This is a genomic window from Shewanella sp. SM23 (genome assembly GCF_025654295.1).
Taxonomy (GTDB): domain Bacteria; phylum Pseudomonadota; class Gammaproteobacteria; order Enterobacterales; family Shewanellaceae; genus Shewanella; species Shewanella oncorhynchi.
On the sequence record NZ_JAKKRM010000010.1, the window covers coordinates 109109 to 129894 of the forward strand.

General features: G+C 42.8%; 15 protein-coding genes and 1 pseudogene. 13 read left to right on the plus strand and 3 right to left on the minus strand.

Features of this window, described 5'->3' with window-relative positions; translation table 11 throughout:
* The first annotated feature begins 55 nt into the window (after nucleotides 1-55).
* Nucleotides 56-1687: a methyl-accepting chemotaxis protein gene (locus tag L5L98_RS13730; RefSeq protein WP_173496925.1), complete on the plus strand. Its 1632-nt coding sequence runs from the start codon at nucleotides 56-58 to the stop codon at nucleotides 1685-1687.
* A gap of 286 nt (nucleotides 1688-1973) precedes the next feature.
* Here the strand turns inward: L5L98_RS13730 and L5L98_RS13735 are convergent, their stop codons facing one another.
* Entirely contained in the window at nucleotides 1974-2819 is an 846-nt protein-coding gene (locus L5L98_RS13735) for an FAD:protein FMN transferase (RefSeq protein ID WP_263141706.1), read from the minus strand.
* 722 nt (nucleotides 2820-3541) lie between these two features.
* Between L5L98_RS13735 and L5L98_RS13740 the strand changes: the two genes are divergently transcribed.
* The 3 genes from L5L98_RS13740 to L5L98_RS13750 all read left to right on the plus strand — a co-directional run bounded on the left by L5L98_RS13740 (nucleotide 3542) and on the right by L5L98_RS13750 (nucleotide 6472).
* Entirely contained in the window at nucleotides 3542-4873 is a 1332-nt protein-coding gene (locus L5L98_RS13740; protein WP_263141709.1) for a Na+/H+ antiporter NhaC family protein, read from the plus strand.
* A 181-nt stretch (nucleotides 4874-5054) separates the two neighbouring features.
* Nucleotides 5055-5753: a hypothetical protein gene (locus tag L5L98_RS13745; RefSeq protein WP_263265190.1), complete on the plus strand. Its 699-nt coding sequence runs from the start codon at nucleotides 5055-5057 to the stop codon at nucleotides 5751-5753.
* 8 nt (nucleotides 5754-5761) lie between these two features.
* The gene (locus L5L98_RS13750; protein WP_263141714.1) at nucleotides 5762-6472 is read left to right on the plus strand and encodes a 23S rRNA pseudouridine(2604) synthase RluF; all 711 of its coding nucleotides are present in this window, start codon (nucleotides 5762-5764) and stop codon (nucleotides 6470-6472) included.
* A 162-nt stretch (nucleotides 6473-6634) separates the two neighbouring features.
* Here the strand turns inward: L5L98_RS13750 and L5L98_RS13755 are convergent, their stop codons facing one another.
* Nucleotides 6635-8092: an OmpA family protein gene (locus L5L98_RS13755; RefSeq protein WP_263141718.1), complete on the minus strand. Its 1458-nt coding sequence runs from the start codon at nucleotides 8090-8092 to the stop codon at nucleotides 6635-6637.
* A gap of 717 nt (nucleotides 8093-8809) precedes the next feature.
* On the opposite strand from L5L98_RS13755, the gene L5L98_RS13760 reads away from it, so the two are divergent.
* Nucleotides 8810-9214: a hypothetical protein gene (locus L5L98_RS13760; RefSeq protein WP_263141720.1), complete on the plus strand. Its 405-nt coding sequence runs from the start codon at nucleotides 8810-8812 to the stop codon at nucleotides 9212-9214.
* 78 nt (nucleotides 9215-9292) lie between these two features.
* On the opposite strand, the pseudogene L5L98_RS13765 reads toward L5L98_RS13760, so the two are convergent.
* A pseudogene (locus L5L98_RS13765) lies at nucleotides 9293-10437 on the minus strand (IS4 family transposase); the annotation flags it as partial.
* Between the two features lie 649 nt (nucleotides 10438-11086).
* On the opposite strand from L5L98_RS13765, the gene L5L98_RS13770 reads away from it, so the two are divergent.
* The 8 genes from L5L98_RS13770 to L5L98_RS13805 all read left to right on the plus strand — a co-directional run bounded on the left by L5L98_RS13770 (nucleotide 11087) and on the right by L5L98_RS13805 (nucleotide 20545).
* The gene (locus L5L98_RS13770; RefSeq protein WP_263141722.1) at nucleotides 11087-12343 is read left to right on the plus strand and encodes an efflux RND transporter periplasmic adaptor subunit; all 1257 of its coding nucleotides are present in this window, start codon (nucleotides 11087-11089) and stop codon (nucleotides 12341-12343) included.
* A gap of 2 nt (nucleotides 12344-12345) precedes the next feature.
* Nucleotides 12346-13017 (plus strand): ABC transporter ATP-binding protein, encoded by a 672-nt coding sequence (locus L5L98_RS13775; RefSeq protein WP_263141724.1) that lies wholly within the window; start codon nucleotides 12346-12348, stop codon nucleotides 13015-13017.
* Nucleotides 13018-13029: 12 nt separating this feature from the next.
* Complete coding sequence (locus L5L98_RS13780; protein ID WP_218738445.1) at nucleotides 13030-15468, plus strand: ABC transporter permease; 2439 nt, start codon at nucleotides 13030-13032, stop codon at nucleotides 15466-15468.
* 10 nt (nucleotides 15469-15478) lie between these two features.
* Nucleotides 15479-16855: a radical SAM/SPASM domain-containing protein gene (locus L5L98_RS13785; protein WP_263141727.1), complete on the plus strand. Its 1377-nt coding sequence runs from the start codon at nucleotides 15479-15481 to the stop codon at nucleotides 16853-16855.
* 66 nt (nucleotides 16856-16921) lie between these two features.
* The gene (locus tag L5L98_RS13790; protein ID WP_218738442.1) at nucleotides 16922-17119 is read left to right on the plus strand and encodes a hypothetical protein; all 198 of its coding nucleotides are present in this window, start codon (nucleotides 16922-16924) and stop codon (nucleotides 17117-17119) included.
* Between the two features lie 76 nt (nucleotides 17120-17195).
* Nucleotides 17196-18290 (plus strand): aromatic ring-hydroxylating oxygenase subunit alpha, encoded by a 1095-nt coding sequence (locus L5L98_RS13795; RefSeq protein ID WP_218738441.1) that lies wholly within the window; start codon nucleotides 17196-17198, stop codon nucleotides 18288-18290.
* On the plus strand, nucleotides 18283-20004 hold the full coding sequence (locus tag L5L98_RS13800; RefSeq protein ID WP_218738440.1) for an ABC transporter ATP-binding protein: 1722 nt from the start codon (nucleotides 18283-18285) through the stop codon (nucleotides 20002-20004). Before L5L98_RS13795 ends, L5L98_RS13800 begins: the two co-directional genes overlap by 8 nt.
* Before the next feature lie 268 nt (nucleotides 20005-20272).
* On the plus strand, nucleotides 20273-20545 hold the full coding sequence (locus tag L5L98_RS13805) for a hypothetical protein (protein WP_263141734.1): 273 nt from the start codon (nucleotides 20273-20275) through the stop codon (nucleotides 20543-20545).
* Nucleotides 20546-20786: the final 241 nt, after the last annotated feature.

A 20786-nucleotide genomic window follows, 5' to 3' on the forward strand; every position in this document is an offset into this window, starting at 1 on the left:
CAATTCTATAAATAACGGCTAAGCTATTTATTAAGTTATTAATGGAGATCGTCCTATGTTTAACAGTATTCGCGTTAAGTTTTCACTGATGTTTGCCATTATGGCGACAGCCCTCATTGTTATGGCTGTCACCGACGCTATGCAAAGCCGTGCTACTGTGAAACAGATGCAGGAATTTAGTCAGTTATTTAATCCCGCAATTTCGGCAATTCTCAATGCAGATCGCGACCTTTATCAAGCGCAGCTAAGTGAAGAAGTGTTACTCAGGGAAGAATTATCTGCCGATAATCGCAAGAGTGAGATTGATAACTGGCAAGAGAATGTCGATCAAGCCCGTGACAGAATGGGAGAATTTAAAAAAATCCTTACAGATCACCTGCAAGTACTGCAATCAACCAATGGCTTTGAGGCGCAGTTTTCGCTCTGGTATCAAGCCTCATCAGAGGTCATTAATGCAGTCAAAAGTAATGATTTTGAACGCGCGAAACAACTCCACGAAACCAAATCCAAGCAAGAATTTAAGGCATTAAGAGATATCTACAATGCCGCGGGCGAAGCCGCCGATAACAGAGTAAAAGAGCTAGATTTACAAGCAACGGAACAGGCAACCACCCAAACCCAAATATCCTTAACGATAGCGAGCTTAGTCGCCATTGTGGCGCTGTTGATTGCCTACTTCGGCCCTAAAATCATAGTCAATGCAATTGAAGATATCACTAGCAGGATCAATGACATTGTCGATGGTGACGGTAACTTAACCCAAAGGATCCCTATCACACGTCAGGATGAAATCGGCGAGCTCGCCCATGCATTTAACTTATTTGTAGAGCAGCTACAGCAAATGGTCATCTCGATTATTGGTCAAACTAAAGATGTGAGCCAAACCGTTGAAAGCCTTGCAACTAAGTCAGCTACCACAATCAACATCAGCCATGAACAAGAGCAGTTTGTCGATACTATTGTCACAGCAGTAAATGAAATGAGTGCAGCCGTAAGAGAAGTCGCCAGTAACGCTCTTCATACTGCCACCGAAATCACTAAGGTGAATGACCAAACAGTAGAGGGTAAGAATATCCTCGCCCAGTCCGTTAATCATATTCAGCAACTGTCTGAATCAGTTAAAAATGCAGTGACAGTTATTGAAAAACTTTCAGTCAATTCTGCCAATATTGCCTCAGTGCTTGATGTGATCCGCTCAATCGCTGAGCAAACTAACCTCCTTGCCCTTAACGCGGCCATTGAAGCGGCACGTGCTGGCGAACAGGGCCGTGGCTTTGCCGTAGTCGCCGATGAAGTACGTACACTGGCGAGTCGTACCGAAACCTCAACCCAAGATATTCAGCGCATGATTGAAGAGTTGCAACGCGGAGTAAATGATGCGGTTAAAAGCATAGAATCGGGAGCTAGCTTGACCACATCAACCGTGACCCTCGCCAGCCAAACCCAAGATGCATTAGATGAAATTCTAAACTCCACCTCTAAGGTCAGTGAGATGTCCACTCAAACGGCGACTGCGACCGAAGAGCAAACCCATGTGACCGAAGAAATTAATCGTAACTTGACCGAATTATCCGATAAAACAAGATACTGCAACTTAGTGATCCAAGAAACGCAGCAAATAGTCGTCAACACTAAAGCCATTTGCAGCAACCTACAAAAAGAAGTTGCGCGATTTAAAGTCGCTTAAGATAAATGACTAACGACACATGGTGAGCGATTAGCTATTGAAACGAAAAGAGTGCCCAATATTGGCACTCTTTTTAATGGAAATAATACCAAGAAAAGCTTGAAGACAATAAAAGCCAACAACCGTATGCAAGTTGCAAATAACGGTAACGATACTGAACCCAAGTTGTATCGATTCACCCGTTAAAGTGCGAATAACAGTACTAACTGTTTAATGTTAACTCACAGTAATGATTGAATTTCTAATTCAATCATCTGCAAAAGCTGTAAAACAGCCAAAAGATACATCAATCAAAACTGACTAATTGACCACCCAAGTGAGCAATTTTTTCAGCGGCCAAGTCGGGATTAAGATAGCCTGCGACTTTCGTTAACGCATCGGCGCGCCAAGCAAAAGAGGCTCTCACACTAACAATACGCTCGCTTTCATCATCGACGTTCGTATCGGCAACATTGCCAGTTGGCAGTAATAGTGCAGGGTAATCATGACTTAAGGTTTGTGAGACCCTTGAGCTAGCGAGCGCCATATTGCTAACGCAGAGCTTTTGGCTCGCTCCTAATGGACCGCGGCACACTACATTTAAAGATGCACTGCCAAAAACTTTTAAATCGCCACCCGCATTGACCCAACCTCCGCTCACGCCAGCGCGACGCAGCTCACTCACTGCCATATCAACCGCATAACCTTTAGCTATACCATCTAAGGTTAAAATTAGCGGTCTAGCTAATCGCGCTTGATTACCTTTTATTTCAATATCTTGCCAGTCACCTTGCAATAACAATGGCATACCAAGGTAAGCAGGCAAAGCGCCGCGAGACATCATTTCGCCGCCAACGGTACAATTGAATAAGTTGTTGCTCGCCTTACCCAGCCCCTTAGCCAACTTGAGCACTCGTAAACTATCTTGGCTTAACGTTACCCATATTCCTGGCTGCCGATTTAACTGATTTAACTCGCTGTCCTGTTGATGGAAGCTCAGCAACCGCCCAATATGGGTCACACGCGAAAAAGCCGCGCTAATAGCCGCTTCCAATGCTTTATCTTTAAGTTGTACCTCACCGCTTTGATTTGGCAGTGACTCGGCAGCGATTTCCACCAGCGTTCCGAGTAATGGCTTAGCGCGACGTATCATGATAATACCCACTGTGGTAGGAAGATTTGAGGGATCAGCAATAAACGCTTCATCCAGTTAAATTTAAACAAAGCACTAAGAGTAATTAACATAATTTGTGCGGATTCTATTAAAGTCTCTACTTCAATACAAATTGTTGCCATTAGTTTTTATGGGGATTTTAGATGCTTGAAACTGTTTTACATTTAAAAACAATAGATTGCTTATTAAGGTTTTATTAAAGTTATTTGACTTATCATTGCTATCACAACGCTGCACAAGCGAACTAAGTCAATACGTCCCCAAATGAGCCCTATTGATTAATGCCACTCATCATTTACGTTATTTATGCTGGCTTACCCACCAACAACTCACACTAAATGGAGCGATAAATAGCCAGCTTACTCCATCACACCAGTCATCCGCTTAAATTTTACGCTATTCCGTTCAGTTGAAATACACTCTCAATCAGATATAACCCTCTAACTCAACCTGAACAAAAAATAGTAAAGCATTGATTAGTAATTAAAATAAAGACTAAGTTTCATCTTATACAACCTATTAATAACCTAGCGATCACAACGGAAGTAAAAACATCTAGACGTCTAAATTGACAGGTTATCAGGGATCAAATATGCTTTGCCTCAAGTTGCTAGGATACGATGCCGAGGCAACACTGAATTTAAGCGAGTTTGACTGCCAAGGATCCTGCGGAAAAACCCTAAGCGAAAGAGAGATAACATTTGAGCAATCCAACAGCAACACAGCACAGCCCGGCATCTTTTATTGCCCTGTTGCCATTATTTGTTTTCCTTGGTCTTTTCATTGGCGCGGGTGTGTATTTCCAAAGCCAAGGTGTCGACTTTGCCTTCTATCAATTACCCAGCGTTATCGCTATTTTACCTGCAATCATTCTGGCGTTGATTTTATCAAAACAGAAATTAAATCAATCGATTGATACCTTTATTGGCGGTATTGGTCACAGCAATATTATTGCTATGTGTTTAATTTACTTACTTGCAGGCGCCTTCGCTGCAGTCGCTAAAGCCACTGGCGGCGTCGATGCTACTGTTGCTCTTGGTTTATCGTTAATCCCATCGAACCTGTTACTACCTGGTTTCTTCGTGATTGCCGCTTTTATCGCAACGGCCATGGGAACCTCTATGGGGACAATCGCTGCTGTCGCTCCCATCGCCCTAGGCGTAGCCGACCAAGCGCAAATCGACTATGCACTGATGGCGGGAGCCGTGATGTCTGGCGCCCTATTTGGTGACAACTTGTCGATTATTTCCGATACCACGATTGCAGCTACGCGCACCCAAGGCTGTGATATGAAAGATAAATTTCGTGAAAATTTGATTTTCGCTATCCCCGCATCACTGCTAACTTTAATCGCCTTTGTATTTGCCGGACAAGGCCAAGCAGAATTAGCAACGCAGAATATCGATCTTATTAAGGTCATTCCTTATCTGACCATTTTGATCTTAGCTGTGGCGGGTCTGAACGTATTTGTGGTCTTGACCTTAGGTATCTTATTAGCGGGCGCAACCGGCCTGTTTACTATGGATTACGGCATGATCCAATTCGGTAAAGATATTTATGCTGGCTTTAGCAATATGCAGGAGATTTTCATTCTGTCTATGCTAGTGGGTGGTTTAGCCGCACTCATGCAGCAGCAAGGTGGTCTTGCCTTTGTGAGTAAACAGATTGAAAAGCTGATCACTCGTTTCTCCAAGGCGCAAGGTGAAGCTTCATGCCGCGCTGCTGAGCTAGGCATGGCAGGTATAGTCGCAGTGACTAACTCTTGTGTGGCTAACAACACGGTTTCTATCGTGGTGACGGGTGATATTGCAAAAGACTTAGCAGAGAAACATGGCGTGAGTCCAAAACGTGCCGCCAGCATACTCGATATTTTCGCCTGTATTATCCAAGGTTTGATCCCGTATGGTGCACAGGCACTCTTGATTGCTTCGACCTTTAGCATCACGCCATTAGCAGCGGTATCACACGCTTGGTACTGTATGATTTTAGCCGTAGTGGCTGTTGCGATTGTAATTTTCCGCAAACGACACTAAATGATATTTGAGTCGCATGAGTAGAATCTAACGTTTATGACAAGGGACGCACTAGGCGTTCCTTGTCATTTTAAAGCCCTCTTTTGGCGAAAAAGCATTAACTCGCTTGCCTTCATTAAACAATTCAGGCAAGTTACCGCATTCAATGTGGTCATATCCCGTCAGTATATTTTTAGTCTCCATGAATCCTCTTTATCACCAAGAACCAAGTTATTACGATCTACATCGTCTTATTACATGGTTGATTGTAGGCGCAGCCTTTATTAGTGCTTCTGGAGTTTTAATTGCTATTTATGCTGAATATCAAAACATTGGAGTTCAAGTCTTACAAATACGAGCTGATTTTTTAGGTAACTATATCAACTCACCCCTCGCTTATGTGTTTAATTTAAGCTTATTGGCTGCAGGACTCTGCATACTCATTTCAATGACCGGGCTCTACTTACTAAAACTGGATACGTTCAGCCAATGCATAGCACTTACAGGTGCTTGGGTAGGAGTCTCTGTGATTTTGATGGGAATATTCCCCATTAATTTTTTGAGCATACACAGAATAGTTTCAACGAGTTATCTATTAAGCACCCTTATCTTACACAGCCTTGTGATTATAGCGGGGATAGTGCCTCGGTTTATTTGCCCAAAGCCACTGTTCTATTTGAGCCTGATCAGCTTTTGTAGTGCAGTGAGTTTAACCCTGCAATTAGATTGGACAATATTGGATTTCCCTCCCTGTGTGCCCCAAACACACTTTTGTACTGTTTCAGCCAATATGTGGCTCCAAACTAACTTGAGTATCATTTGGTGTTTAAGCCTAGCCTTTGCAATGCGGCGCCTATCAAAAATACTGTATCATCGCGCCCAAGAACGCCAAATACTTTAGGGTAATCCATGCGCTTAGCAAAATACCTCGCCCAGTGTGGCATAGGCTCACGCCGTGAAGCCTGCCGTTTGATTGAGGCCGGGCGCATCACACTCAATGGCGGTATCGCCCGCCACACAGATCCCATCTGTTTAGACGAGTCATTAAACTGCCTCGACCGTATTGAGTTTGATGGCAAACCCATCACTAAAGCCGAAACGCTCGCCTATTGGGTATTTAACAAAGCTGTGGGCACGGATTGCCGTCTGCTTGAGCAAGATGAAACGAGCCTCATACACCTACTTCCCAAAGCACCAAGACTCTACCCCGTCGGCAGACTCGATAAGGACTCCCGCGGCCTACTGGTGTTAACTAACGATGGTGAGCTGACCCATAAACTGATGCACCCCAGTTTTGCCCACAGCAAAACCTACCATGTACGCCTCGATAGGCCATTCGCAGATGATTTTGTTGAGCAAATGACAAGTGGAGTGCGTTATAAAGACCTGCAAACCCTGGCCTGCCAAGTCCACCGCCTCAGTTCGGACAGCTTTGAAATCGTGCTGACTCAGGGATTAAATCGACAAATTCGGCGTATGTCCAGCGCCTTAGGCTATAAGGTAATTGACTTACAGCGCGTCGCATTAATGACATTAACGCTAGAATCCTTAGCCGAAGGAGCGATGCGGCCACTCACCCCACAGGAAGTTGCAGTGCTTAAAGCCGCAGTGACAATTTAGAGAAAGACAAGTGGCGAATACACTCAAGCTACTAACCTCAATTTTAGACAAATGCCCGCGTGAACAATATCTTCCAATGAACTCCAATGAAGATAGAAACGCCTGAGATGACTCAGGCGTTTCTATAAAACGAAGCTCCCCTTTCAAGCTTATTAATATGAGCTACTTTTTATCGGAACGAAGTACTAACTCCACTCTGCGATTCAGTTTTTGTCCGGCGTCATTAGTATTGCTGGCGACAGGGCTATATTCCCCGTTACCGTGGGCGGTTAATTGGGCCGACGGAATTTGAAACCCGTCACTCAACTGCTTAATCACAGCTGCGGCGCGGCGCTCCGACAGGCTTTGATTGTAACTCCGCTCGCCCTTGTCATCGGTATGTCCAACCACATAGAAACTCAGTGTCGGATGCAGCTTAAGATAGCTTGCCAGCACCTCCAGTACAGGTTTGGACTCAGGCAACATGCGCTCACTGTCATAATCAAACAGCAATCCCTCCAACGTCGCCTTGCCAGTTTGGCTAATCGCATCGGTCAAAGCATTGAGGTCAATCGCCACTCGATCATCCTTCAGAGTAGAGAGTTCCATTACCCTGAGGGTAGTATCGGCAGGTGTGCCATCGAAATATCCTTGGGAATAGATATCGAAGTAAACATCGCCCTTTGCGTGACTAAGCTTAAACAGCTGATACTCCTGCCATTCGTCCTCTTTATCGTCCTTGATTAATTTGATGGCATTAATCAGGCTATCATCGTCGCCGCAAGCCGTGCCTTTGCAATGGAATACCCGCTCTGCTGCAAGCTTTTGTGCGGCTGCGGCATAATTGCTGTTAATTTCAAACAGGGAATAGCTTTCAGGCATCTGATAACTTATTTGGGTAAGCTTGGTGTCCAGCGATTTGGTTTGATAATTTGCGCCCGAGATCCCCACTAATACAGGCACTTGGGTAAAGTTAGTTTGTTTGTAACTTGTAATATAACTGCCGGGCATACGTCCCAGCAAAGGATGGTCTGTCGAGCCTTGAGCATCGTCACTACGCCTATCTTTAATCTCAATGTTCTTCGGCGCCTGCTGTAAAAAGTCACTATTCGCTTGGATTAAGTCCAGCGGCTCAGAGATAGCGTCGAGAATATCGACTTGCAGATAGGTATATCTGTCCTCGCGATTGACGACATAGATACTGGTGTAAACCTCACCGCGAGTACCTTTCAGTTTTGCCGCCACGTAAGCACTGTGATAGTCGGCATTCACGCTTTTAAGCGGCTTTAGCTGAGTTTGCATGGCTTGACCATCACCGCAGGTGACGGCCTGACAACTAAATAACACTTCAGCATTCAGCTTTTTTAGCTGTGCCAAATAGTTATTGATAACATGCTCAGGACTATACCCCTCTGGTAACTCAACGCTTTGTCGAGTCAATTTCCCCGATACAGGCAACAGAGTGAACTTGTCACCATTCACTGCGGTGATAAGTTCAAAGGGCGTAAAGTGGATGCGCTTTTCTTCAGGCGATTTGGCGTCAGGAAAGGGAGTAAACAGCGATTCAGCATTCACCGCAAAAGTGGCGACACCGCAGGTCGCGGTTAAAAGTACAGCACTCAATAATGTCTTATGTCCCATAAATAATCCTTTTCTGTGGGGAATCTAGCTCTCGCGAATCAACTAGATAAAGAAATAGTGATGGGATAATACGATAAAAATTTTTATCTAGGTATAAACGGCATAAAAGTAATACTTTTTATTGAAAAGGAAATACACAGAAGAAATAAAGAGAGAATATAAAGCCCTCCATCTTTAAATAGCACACAGAAGTGGAGATGCCGCGAACATACGAATATGAAGAGCAGCCATGTCCGCCGTCAACGGTCACAGTTGCAACAATGCCAATCCTCACTAACCCACTAGCTTTTCATTCAGCTAAAAAAGCTATTGCCCCATTCCTTGTTAGCAAAGTTGCATCCAACTTACTTCAACATCTGTATGTTGACTCAATTTTAGTAATGCTACAGGGCTCTGGTCTAATCAGTGTTATCCAAACGCAATTACATTCGCAGATGAGAAAATGTGGTATGAGTTTCAGCCGTAATTCGAGGCCAAAATGCTGTCAACCAAGGTTAATAATCAGTCGAAAGTGAGCGTAAAAGAATGAGAAAGCTAAAACGATATCAAGTGATTACCCATCAAACTATATAAAAAACCGCTACCGCAAAAAAGCAAATTCCTATAGCATCATTTATACCAATTGACATGGATGTGGCAGCGGCCAAGTCCAACAAGCGATTTATGCCCTGCAAACAGCGCAGCGCATAAATACTAAGATGTTATACGTGAGGGAGTATGTGCCTAGCATTATATATAGCAAGTGATATAGAGATCCCTAGAGCGGCACATAACGACCGTATTCCAAGGTTCTATGTTTCTGATTTGGGTTCGGAGGATGTTCTGGTAAAAAAGCAATTCTGTTTACCCAATGTTGCATATGCAGGCAGTAACGAAGGCTGCGACTGTGGATTTTTTAAAGATGGGCTTGAAGGAGAAGAGTTTGAGCTCGCGCATGAAAATTATTATTCTCTCGCACATCTTATCGCAGCATTAAAATTGAGAGGCGGAAAAGTAGCTTTATTCGCGTGTTGGGAAGGCGACCAAGGAACTATACCGAAGACGAAAGAAAAGTTGTCTGTAAGCGGGTTAACATCTAAAGAATTCGAGTTTAAAGAACCTGCATACTATGAAATCGTATAACAAGTTACTTAATTTCGTTCCGGCCACAAACAGCGTGGCCTCCACGGGACTGCCTACGCTGCGCTCTGTAGGATCCCCTCCCCAACAACCATGAATTAATGAGAGTTCAGCTAGTTTCTTCGCAGCACAAAGCAAATCATCTGCTGATATGGGGTAATCATGCCGTCGTCGCAGCAGTTCTTTGCCCATCCTGATTGTTGATAGCACATTCCTTTTCTTTACCGTGTTGGCTTGGAAGTGCCGCTGTAATTGCTGTGTTTCACCGTATAATCCTACCCACCAAAATGCCAGTTGCACCAATAACGCTATCAATAGCAGTATGTCCATCCTCGCCGCATAACGTGTTCTGCTATGACGTAAACCAAAGCCATAAGCGGGACTTTTTAAATCTCTAAAGGTTTCTTCTATTTGCATCCGTTTTTGGTAAATATTAACCAGTTTTTGAGGCGACATGGCTTCTATGGTCAAGTTGGTCACCAGTGCCCAAGGCTCTTTGGCGGTCAGTTCATACGTCCATTGCGCCGTATGGTGACAGTCTGTTGTCGTACTTCGCTGACCTTTTCTGCCTTTACTTGGAGCCCTGAACAATACCATCTCGCATAACAAGGGTTTCTTTACCGATAACGCCACCCGTCCAACATGTTTTGCGCGACGACTGGCTTTGGGATAAAGCGCTTTTAGCGAAAATTGGCGACCGAAGGGGGGCGGCCGATAGACACTTAATCCTCTGACACGACCCAGCCAATACCAACCGAGCTGCTCAACTTTGCGAAACCATGGATTACGAAAGCCAGCGTCAGTGACTATCAGCGGGGTAATGTTGTCAGGTAAGACTTTATGGAGTTCATTCAGAAACTGATTATGGGCGGTTTGAGTCCCTTGCTGGATTAACGGAAATGTTCGCTCGTAGAGCGTGATTGAGCGGCCCTTGATAGCAATAGAGGCGCGTAGTGCAATCAGTTCACGACCTTCACGCATATCCGACCAATCCACCAGTATGGTCGGCATCGTATGTGCTGTTAGCAGCCACTTTGCATGCCACTGATAAACAGCCAGTCTTTCATGGTGCTGGTGCCATCAATGTGCCGCCCTAAATGCGTGAGGGTGAGACAATCCGCGTTGATAAGTGCTCGGCAAGCAACCATGAGTGTATTCAGTCGCTTTTGATGGATTTCTGGACAATGTTGATAGAGAGATTGATGTAAGATAGTTAACACTTGCACCTTAATGCCCTGTGATTGATGTTTGTTCGCACTTCCATCTGATCACACGTTAAGGTGCAAGTTCACTCTAATTTAATGATTTATCTGAAAATCATCAGGGGATTCTTCAGCGCCCTGCAAGATGAGCCACTCATGACACGTGATCAAATGAGACGAACGGTATTTGAGCCCAGAAAACTTTAAATTAAATTAAAAAATAGTGCTTAGCAAAGTGTCCACTATTACTAGATCAGGTCATACCTAAGATTGATTTAGGCAACAACGCCATTTTTAAGATATGGTGGAAAAAGTTATGTGTTTATATCAATCACCCTGGACGTCCGACACCGATATATCACCACTTGGCAAGTGACCAGCAATTTAAGTTACCGTTACGCTAAGTACATGGATTTATCAAAGGTTTACTCGTCTTATTTGGCAAGCCTCACCTCCGATGCCCTGAATATACTCTGCTCTAAAAGCGCTTAAATACGCTTGGGTTAACCACTCCTTGTTTTAAGCGTCGCGAGGGAATAAGTGATGATGATATTGTCGCGATATCCATTGACTCTACATATCAATTAAACCATATCGAGTTGACGCATCACTTTGTCCTATGTACATTAGCGCATATTAATATCTTGTGTTGTTATTTTAAATGGGGTCTTGAGTGGATAGTGTCTTAAGTGGGGAAAACCGAAAAATAAAACACCTCATCCGTAAAAATATCATTTTGATATTAGGTTTTTTCGTAATGTTAGCTTACATAGTTTTTTATTATGGCAGTGTTAATCACACTGAAACTGACTCTTATACCTACACTTATGTTGAAAATAAGTTCATTCAAAAGACTGTGAGTGGTTATGGAAAGCTAAGGCCTCTGCGGAATCATTTTTTAACCGGAGAGGTTATTTCGGTGGTTGAAGAGGTATTAATAAAGCAAGGAGAGCAGGTTAGTAAAGGTGAAATTATTGCCGTATTAGCGAGTTCCGAACTTGATAGGGACCTTAATACAGCAAAATTGAGTTACGAAAGGTCAAAACTGCAGCTATCTGAAACTCAGGCCAACAATCGTTTAGAGGCCCTTAGAAAAGAGTCGACCATTAATGATATTGCTATCGAGTTAGAAGAAGCCAAAATGATTGATGTCATTTATAAAAAACTATTTGAAACCAAAGCTGTATCCGAGTTGGAAGCGAAACAGGCAAGTCTCAAAGTTAAGCTGCTGACTAATCGATTTGAGCGAGAAGACTACCTGTTAGAGCAAATGAAATTGGCCCACCGACAAAAAGAAGTCGCCCAAGAAAAACTTGTTCAGCAAGAAAATTATTCTTTGCAGTCAATACAAGCGATTAAAAATAAGTTAGTTGTTAAAGCTGAAATGGATGGCAATGTTACTGAGCTTAATATTGAGCAGGGGCAGACAGTAGCTGTTGGCGGAAAAATAGCGACAATTAGTACAAATACGGAGCTTGTAGCAGATTTATATGTTCCACAAGATGAAGCTTCTAATGTGTTAATTAACGCAGAGGGGATTGTTAATACAGGTAGTGGGCGTATCAATGGTCAGGTTGAACGTATTTTTTCTAAAGTATCTGATGGTACAGTTCTGGTTCAATTAAAACTTAATAAACCGTATCCCAATAATGCACGGAATGATCTAAAAATATCAGGTGAAATCTCCATTGGAGAGCCAGAAGAAATGCTGGTTGTCAAACTACCTCAAGGAAAAGGGGCGAGTAAACAAGGGCTACATGCTTTTTACGTTGTATCAAGTGATGAAAAAGTCGCAAGTTTAAAGAATATTATATTTGGTGAACAGTATGATGGCTACCACGAGGTTAAGTCAGGCGTTATTTTTGGCGACAAACTAGTGGCTATACTACCCGAAAATTTTGACTACCAACCCACATTGAATTTGGACTAACAATGAACAATTTATTAGAACTTAAAAATATAAATAAAAGCTATCAAACAAAGACCCTTAATACGCTTGCTCTTAACGATATTAGTTTAGCGGTGAAAGAGGGCGACTTTATTTCTATATGTGGTCCATCGGGAGGAGGTAAGTCGACATTACTTTCTATACTTGGAATGCTAGATGAATTTGATTCGGGTAGTTATGTCAGTAAGCAAAGCAATCTTGGTGAGCTAAGTAGAAAAGAAAAGGCCAATTTAAGAAGTAGTTTTTTTGGCCTAATATTCCAATCATTTCATCTTATCGATGAACTTACGGTACTAGAAAATGTGTTGCTACCGTTAAGGTATGCGAAGAACGTCCGCAGGGATGCTGAGAAGGATGCTAAGCAATGGTTACGCAAATTCAATTTGGACAGCAGAATCAACCATTATCCGAATCAACTCTCCGGAGGTCAGCAACAGCGAGTAGCTATTGCTAGAGCGTTGATAGCCAACCCCAAAGTGCTGTTGGTAGACGAAGCAACGGGCAACTTAGATTCAGAGAACTCTGAGATTGTCATGACATTGTTGAAACAACTTAACGAGGAAGGATTAACCATAATAATGGTAACGCATGATGAGCACTGTGCGGCTTATTCGAAAACGCGATACACCATGAAAGATGGCTGTCTTTTGAACTAGATTGGGGTTTAGATGAACAATATTATGATGGATTTTCGACATGCGTTTGTGCGCTTACGTCGAGAAAAACACTTTACCGCGGCTTTTGTCGCTACACTGTCAATTGTCTTGGCTTTTACTTTTAGTGTCATGGCGTTAGTAGATAATGCTCTGATAAAACCACTCCCATATCCGAAAGCAGAAAGCATTGTAGCGATAGAGACAGCGGTTCATCTTCCCGACGCCACGATGAATGGTAATTCTCCCGGCATCTCAAGAGAAATTATTGAAACGTCGCCACTATTGGATCTCACGGCACTACATATATTGGATCAACGTACTACTGTGGACCGTAGCGGTAAAACCTCCCTTCCCGTCGGATATGTCACGCCGAGCTATTTTGAAATGCTGTCTTTTGAATTTCAACACGGCTCAGCTTTCCAGGATGACTTTGTTCCAGGGAAGAAAAACCTAGTTGCGGTTGTCAGTGAGTCATTTGCTCAATCTGAGTTGCGTAAATCACCCATAAAAGTGGGAGACCAAATACAACTCAATGAAGAGTTTTTCCGCGTGGTAGGTATTGTGCAGGACATCGACACACCGTGGAACCTTTCTGAAAAGCCTATTAACGTTTGGTTGCCCACTTCTGCCAGTGGGAAAAACTTCTATAAGATTCCGGAGTTTGGCAGTGAAATGTCGCTACTGGCCATTCCGAAGAATAGCGATTTAGCGGTACTCAACGAACAACTTAATAAAGAGATGAAAGATATTGGTCGTAAGGGGCTACCGCCGTTCATTCAAATTGACGGAAAAGCGACATTATTGAAAGACCTTATTGTAAAAGATAGTAAAAACATCATTCTTGGTATCGGGCTGTGTGCGATCTTTTTTGTGGTATTGACTATGGTTAATTTAGCTTCGTTGTATATTGCTAATGCAGCGAAGGCCAAACACCAGATGCTGATCCGCCAGGCGTTGGGCGCAACCCAAAATGATGTTGCACGATTATTGTTCAGTGAAATTTTGCTGTTAACGCTATTTTCTTCGGTTATCGCGATATTGTTATCTGCGGGCTTACTTAACGGCTTTAAACATTTCTCAAGCGACTTTCTAGCGGGAGCGAACACGTTAGGGCTAGATGCAGGCTTGATTGCTGCTTACCTGATTACCTCAGTACTGATCTGTTTAACTTTCCAGCTTTCAGTGATGAAAACTCTGCGTGTAAATAATATCTATTCCTCACTTAATACTGCAACGAAAGGCGCTGGGGCCTTACTTTCCAGCCGTACCCGTAATGCTATTGTGTTCTGTCAGGTGATGCTGGGAACGTTGTTGTTGATTATTTTTGTTAAGTTCTCATTTGAATTTAATAAGCGAGTGCTTATGGAGCCCAGTTTTGCTTTGGAGGATGTCTATCAGATTGAAGTCAAAGCTCGGGAAGCAGATAGTGCTAAACCAGGCTATATGAACAACTTAGTGAGTAGCATTCAACAAATTCTTATTGACCAAGGGATTAAACATAGTGCATTTACCAATCAGCGACCTTTGGATACGGGGATATTCACAACCGATGTTAAAGATCTTCAAGGCCATTTCCTTAGTCAAGTAAACCCCATTGCAGTAAGCGACAGCTATCAGAGCGTAGCGGGGTTAACATTAATAGACGGCGAATTTTTCTCTGAAAATGATCGATTGAATGCGGCAGCGAAAGTGATTATTAGCCAATCTTTAGCTGGCTACCTTTTTCCAGATGGTAATGGTTTAGGTCAGTTTGTTGAAATTACTGCTTTAGAAAAAGATTTCGAAATTATTGGCGTAATGGAAGACATACAGAACCCAGGATTAATGGATACCGCTGGGGTAGCTAGCGTCATGAATAATCAGGCATATGTACCATACAATGCCGACGAAAAGCAAAGTAATACGCAAGAAGATGTTGTGATTCTATTTCGATCTAATGGCGACACTGAGCAGCAGGCGAGCTTACGTTCCACTATTGATGAACGCCATCCAGAACTATTGAATATTACGCTCACCTCATTGGACAACGAGTATGCTGAAATTCGTGCTCCGTATGTTGTTGGAAGCGTGCTCTTCAATTCTTTGTTGTTGATAACATTAGTTATTTCTTTTTCAGGGTTATACGGTTTGACTAAATTTAATGTGCATGCAAAATCAAGAGAACTAGGGTTAAAGCTCTCCTTGGGAGCAAGTGATAAAGCGCTTATTGTTGACTCGGTAACTCAATATTCAAATCCGGTAATTTACGGATTAGTTTTTGGCTTGTTAACAACGGTTCTATTGTCAATGTTAGGTTTTAATTTTGCTAGTAAAGCAGTGCTAATTGAGCCTTCAATTATTATGACGACAGCATTGCTAACTATGGTTACGTCACTGTTGTCTATTGTTCTACCGACAGTTCAAATTCTTAGTAATAACAAAAATATAAAGTCACTATTAGAAAGTAACTAGGAACACAATAATGCATAAGGACATGAAAAGAATCGATGTAATAGATGTCACTGAGCCGACTTATGATGCTAAGCAAGTTGTGGATGATGCGCTTTCGCATCGTTTATCAGACTCAACGGTGGAGCTGTTTGACTTATTAAGTAAATTGCCTCAATCACAGGCGGCGGCGGAGCTAATTGGGTTGCAAACCCCTGAGTCGATTTTAAACGCAGATGAATTAGCGATTTTTTACGATGTGGCGAGTAAGCCTATTCGGTCGGACAGTACCGGTGCAGGTAAGGCCGTAGTCGTGGTTAAAGCTACTCGTTTATGTAATTTACGCTGTACTTATTGCAATGCTTGGGCTGAAGGGCCTGGTAATGTTATGAGTTTTAGAACACAAGCAGAATCGATTAAGAACCTATTAAACATAGAGGGTGTGACTAGGTACGATTTTGTTTGGCATGGTGGTGAAGTCACCATGCTTCCGCCGAGTTATTTCAAGAAGCTTATCTGGCTGCAACAACAATTTAGACGTCCTGGGATCACGATTGGTAATTCTTTGCAGACAAATGCAACCATGCTGACTGAAGAGTGGTTGGAGTTTTTATCTTTAGCCAAAGTGGGCATTGGCATTAGTATTGATGGCCCTCCAGAAGTTCATGACCTCCGCCGACTCGATCGACATGGCAAAGGCACATCGGCCAAGGTCGCGCATGGCATAAGTCAATTGAGAGCGCATGGTATTAGTTTTGGTGGATTGGTCGTGGTGGATGAAAAAGTTAGAGCCATACCTGCAGCCAAGCTATTACAATATTTTGATGAAATTGGTTTTTATAATATTGATTTTCTTAACTTAGTTCCCGATAACAGTCAGGCGCCTTGCACCTTAGGTAAAGCGTTTGTGAATTACGACGATTTTATTGTCTTTCTGTGCGAAATCTACCAAGAGTGGTTTGCGCATTATAGAGAGACGATTACCGTGCGCATTTTTACTGATTTGCTTGACGTTATTGAACAGCGAGAGACTACAACGACAAATTGTTATTGGAGCGGTAATTGTTCAACGGAAATCTTTACCTTGGAGTCAAATGGTGTGATCGCACCGTGCGACAAGTATGTCGGAGATAAAGACTCTCGACACGGTGATGTCACCAAAGTAGGACTCGGGCAATTACTAGATAAATCAGATTACCATCAAGTCGGCTTACAGGAAGCTGAGTCGGCACAAACACGCATGAAACAGTGCAATTGGTATCACCTATGTCAAGGGGGATGCCCGCATGATCGTCTTGTTAACCTTAAGAATAAATTCAAGGAAGAGGATGAATATTTGTGCTGTGGAGTCGCGCCTCTGTTTAACTTGATGGAGCAAAAATATAGAGAGTTTGGGCTATCACGTCCTTAGTTTCTGTATACCATAATTCTCACAGGTAGTCTGTTAGGGAATTACACTAAATAAAAAGGAAATACTATGTTAACTATTGAAAAAAATAACGAAACGTTAAGTGATCAAAATATTGAACAACAACTGTCTCAAGCGAAATTACTTGCTGGTTTAGTTAAATCAGATGCTAAGCTTGTCCTAACTTGTCAGTCGTTAGAAAGAATGAAAAATCTGCCTAAGCACGAGATTACTAACTGGACTTGGGGTCACCAATTCGAGCAATAATTCGACACTAACTGTTTAGTTGCTAAGGAGAGCGTACCTCTCCTTTTTTTGTCTCTATGTATAAATGGGTAAAATTATGGATTGGCTTAAAACAGCTAAACAACGGCTAAAATCAGGGTACGCTTTAGATCGTCGATTCTACTTTGACACAAATGTATTTGAGCTGGAAACAGCCTATTTGGAGAAGCACTGGGTAGCGTTGGCTAGAGTGAGTGATTTTGAAACGGCTTACTCTTATAAAACTTATAATATACTCAATCATAAAGTGATTATTGCGTTAGATAAGGCTAATCAGTTTTATTCATATTCTGCCATATGCCCCCACCGAGGTGCAGTGATTGCCGATGGCGTCGGCGTCGGCAAGCATCATCGTTGTCCATACCATGCTTGGAAATTCTCGATTGATGGGAGTTTAATTGGCGCGCCGTTTATGGAGAAAAAAGACTGCCAAGGGTTGCATCGATACGGCTGCTTGGTTTGGCAAGGCTGGATTTTTGTCAACTTATCTGGTGATGCCGATATCGAGATGTTTAATACCGACAGTGTCAATGCCGAATTGCAGGATTACCGTTTATCTGAGTTGGTCCCCTTAGCTGACAAAATTACTTTCGAAGGAGCGTTCAACTGGAAGAGTGTTATCGATAATTTTGGCGAATCTTATCATGTGATAGGGACGCACAAAGATTCTATATACGATAGTATTGATTTTAAGCGGAGCCACTGGCGAGCCACTGAACAATTTAATGCTTCAAATTATCCCTCCTTTGATGCTGAACGGACTTTTTTTCCCCAACCCCGGTTCAATCTTAAAAATACTGCTGCAAATACTTGTAACTTTCAGTTGTATCCGATGCTGCTGATCGGTTTGACGCCAGATTTTGTTATCTGGATAGAGCTCGAGATTGTAGAGCGACTCTATACCCGTGCTCATTACCATATTTTGGGCCTTCCAGAGATTATTGCCGATGAGGCTATGAGCGTGAGATTGCCGCAATTAAGAAGTTCAATTGAACACATAGCCGGGGAGGATATCGGTGCCTACTTGAATGTAGGCAGTAGTGCGATGAGTAAACCATACCCTTCTGGTCGACTTAGCCAGTTTGAACAAGGTACCCAGTCTTGGTTTCAGTGGTATTTGAACAATATGCTCAAAGGAGCTGTAGATGTATAGCAAGCAAGTTACGACCATCAGTTTACTTGAACGTCAGTATGTGATTCTTGTCGTAGGGCTGCTATTCATCATTAGCTCTTCATTACTATCCTTATTTGTTTTCGTCCATTTTGGAGAGCTGGTTGAAAGTGGCTCATATCAATACGTTATTGATATATATCCTGTTAGTTTAGGTATTCTGGTGTTGCTTGGTGTGTGTACTGGCTTACGAAAGTACACTATGGAGCTATTGGGAGAACGGGTTCGGTGTCGATTGCAAGCTGACCTATACGCACAAATCATGCGGATGCCTTATTATGTCTTAAGTGAAAAAGAAACCGGATTTTACGTTTCACTGTTAACTAATGACACCATGGTGATTAAACAGTTTTACGGTAGCTCATTGTCGCAGATTCTTCGTGGTGGACTGACGATTGTTGTCGGCATTGTCATGATGGCAATGATGAGCTGGAAGTTACTACTGTGCTCTTTATTGATCTGTCCGATTGCGCTTGCTGTATTATTACTGACCGGTAAAAAAATTGGTTTGTATGCGAGAGATGTGCAAGAAGTTAATGACCGCATGAGTAGCGCAATTACGCAAAGTATTCAATCTTTAGAAGTTATTAAATGTTTTAATGCTGAGGCAACCCTAACACACAAATTCAACGGCAATGTCAATTTATCTTTGGTGAAAAGCACTTACCTCTTACGTATCGAATCCTTGATGTCTAGTTTATTGATTTTGATGGTATTTGGTGGATTGGCTTCTATAGCATTATATGGCCTTGAGCTCGTTAACTTTCAAATCATGACTATTGGCGAATTAACTTCCTTTATGGGTGTGCTGCTTATGGTTGCCATGTCTTTTGCATCAATAAGTGGAGTTTTTGCCAAGTATAAACGGACGCAAAGTTCGATGGCTCGTATCAATAAACTTCTTATGTCCGCTCAAGCTACTCGCCTGGAGAGCCTTCTTTCGCCTATTGAAAATGTCGTTAGTATTGCGTTCCATAATGTCTCTTTTACCTATCCGAATACAACTGAAAAAGCATTAGACGATGTATCTGTAACTTTTACTATTGGTGAAAATATCGCACTAATTGGTAACTCTGGGGCAGGAAAGTCAACCTTATTCAAATTGCTACTAAAAATCTATTTGCCGACATCCGGTGAGATTTTGGTAAACGGCGTTAATATTAATGATCTATCTAGTGCAATGCTCCGCGAACGATTTTCGGTTGTGCTGCAAGAGCATTTTATTTTAGATGGAACGATTCTTGAAAATATATCGTTCGGGAAAGAGGTCAATTTTTCAAGCAAAATTGAAACAGCGGCTCGAAAAGCGGAATGTCTAGATTTTATTAATCGCTTACCTCACGCATGGAATACAACAGTTGGTGATGGTGCAAACAAGTTGTCTGGTGGTGAGAAACAGCGATTGTCATTGGCGCGAGCCTTGTACAAAAGCGCAGATGTGTTACTGCTCGATGAGGCCACCAATTCACTTGATGTGAAGAATGAACATCAAATCCAAAGCGCAATTGCAGCGGCCAGCCACGGTTCTCTAACTTTGACCATAGCGCATCGCCTAAATACGATTGCGAATGCGGACCGAGTACTGTTTATGTCGAAGGGAAAGATCATTGGTGATGGCACTGCTAGTCACCTTTCTAGCTGTTGTGATGAGTACAAAGAATTCATGTCATTACACCAAAATATGTTAGCTACCTAAGTTACGGTACAAATGACGGCACAGCCTGACAAAATTACAGCTTGAATGTTTTTCAGAACGTCAAATTGGCGTGAGTGTTATCGATGGCTACTTAAAAGCTTGTGGCACTAAGGCTTAGTGTCGTAAGGAGTCGTAGTCTAACTATAAGCATCCGGTAATTTACCTCTAGCTAAGTTTGGCCTTCAGGGGGGGGAGGGCTATTTATATCGAAGTTAACGTAAGATAACTGCTCCAGGGAGTGCTCGATGTAATCGGTAAGTGTAGCGGCTTGCATACCCTCTCGTTAACGGCTTCTATCGTTGTCGATGGTTTTCTCGTCCACACCTCCATGACAGGAGTATCAGGTATGGAGAGTGTCCGCTGGCATCGTCCAGTTACCCTTCCTAACCAACTGAGCGTTCGTGTCACAGCCGTAGGAAAGAGTCCGCCAAAGGCCGGAAAGGGCTATGGTGTCCTCAGGTGCAAACTAGAGGCATTAGAGCAAGACGGTGGCCTCGTTATGTCAGCAATGGTAGATTATCTTCTGGGGTCTAAGTCATGACTTTGGTGAGTGTCTACCTAACCAATGGCTGTTGGCGGACGTACCTACGCTGCGCTCCAGCACGCCGCAAAGCCAAGCGTTAAACCCATAGAAATTTTAATCCGAAACTGACGAGTTAGAGCAAAGGGTCTATCACGCTTTTGTCCCAAAGTATGTTACGTAATCTTTTAAATCTACAGGTTCCGCTAATGCTAAAAAGGCGAGCTATGGTGATTTGCGAGACGACCGTCCGCCCCATGGA

Excerpts from the sequence above, each read along its gene's own strand:
- L5L98_RS13750 (WP_263141714.1), top strand. The coding sequence starts at position 5,762 with ATGCGCTTAGCAAAATACCTCGCCCAGTGTGGCATAGGCTCACGCCGT.
- L5L98_RS13800 (WP_218738440.1), top strand. The coding sequence starts at position 18,283 with ATGTATAGCAAGCAAGTTACGACCATCAGTTTACTTGAACGTCAGTAT.
- L5L98_RS13775 (WP_263141724.1), top strand. The coding sequence starts at position 12,346 with ATGAACAATTTATTAGAACTTAAAAATATAAATAAAAGCTATCAAACA.
- L5L98_RS13780 (WP_218738445.1), top strand. The coding sequence starts at position 13,030 with ATGAACAATATTATGATGGATTTTCGACATGCGTTTGTGCGCTTACGT.
- L5L98_RS13755 (WP_263141718.1), bottom strand. The coding sequence starts at position 8,092 with ATGGGACATAAGACATTATTGAGTGCTGTACTTTTAACCGCGACCTGC.
- L5L98_RS13730 (WP_173496925.1), top strand. The coding sequence starts at position 56 with ATGTTTAACAGTATTCGCGTTAAGTTTTCACTGATGTTTGCCATTATG.
- L5L98_RS13795 (WP_218738441.1), top strand. The coding sequence starts at position 17,196 with ATGGATTGGCTTAAAACAGCTAAACAACGGCTAAAATCAGGGTACGCT.
- L5L98_RS13785 (WP_263141727.1), top strand. The coding sequence starts at position 15,479 with ATGCATAAGGACATGAAAAGAATCGATGTAATAGATGTCACTGAGCCG.
- L5L98_RS13760 (WP_263141720.1), top strand. The coding sequence starts at position 8,810 with ATGTGCCTAGCATTATATATAGCAAGTGATATAGAGATCCCTAGAGCG.
- L5L98_RS13735 (WP_263141706.1), bottom strand. The coding sequence starts at position 2,819 with ATGATACGTCGCGCTAAGCCATTACTCGGAACGCTGGTGGAAATCGCT.
- L5L98_RS13745 (WP_263265190.1), top strand. The coding sequence starts at position 5,055 with ATGAATCCTCTTTATCACCAAGAACCAAGTTATTACGATCTACATCGT.
- L5L98_RS13790 (WP_218738442.1), top strand. The coding sequence starts at position 16,922 with ATGTTAACTATTGAAAAAAATAACGAAACGTTAAGTGATCAAAATATT.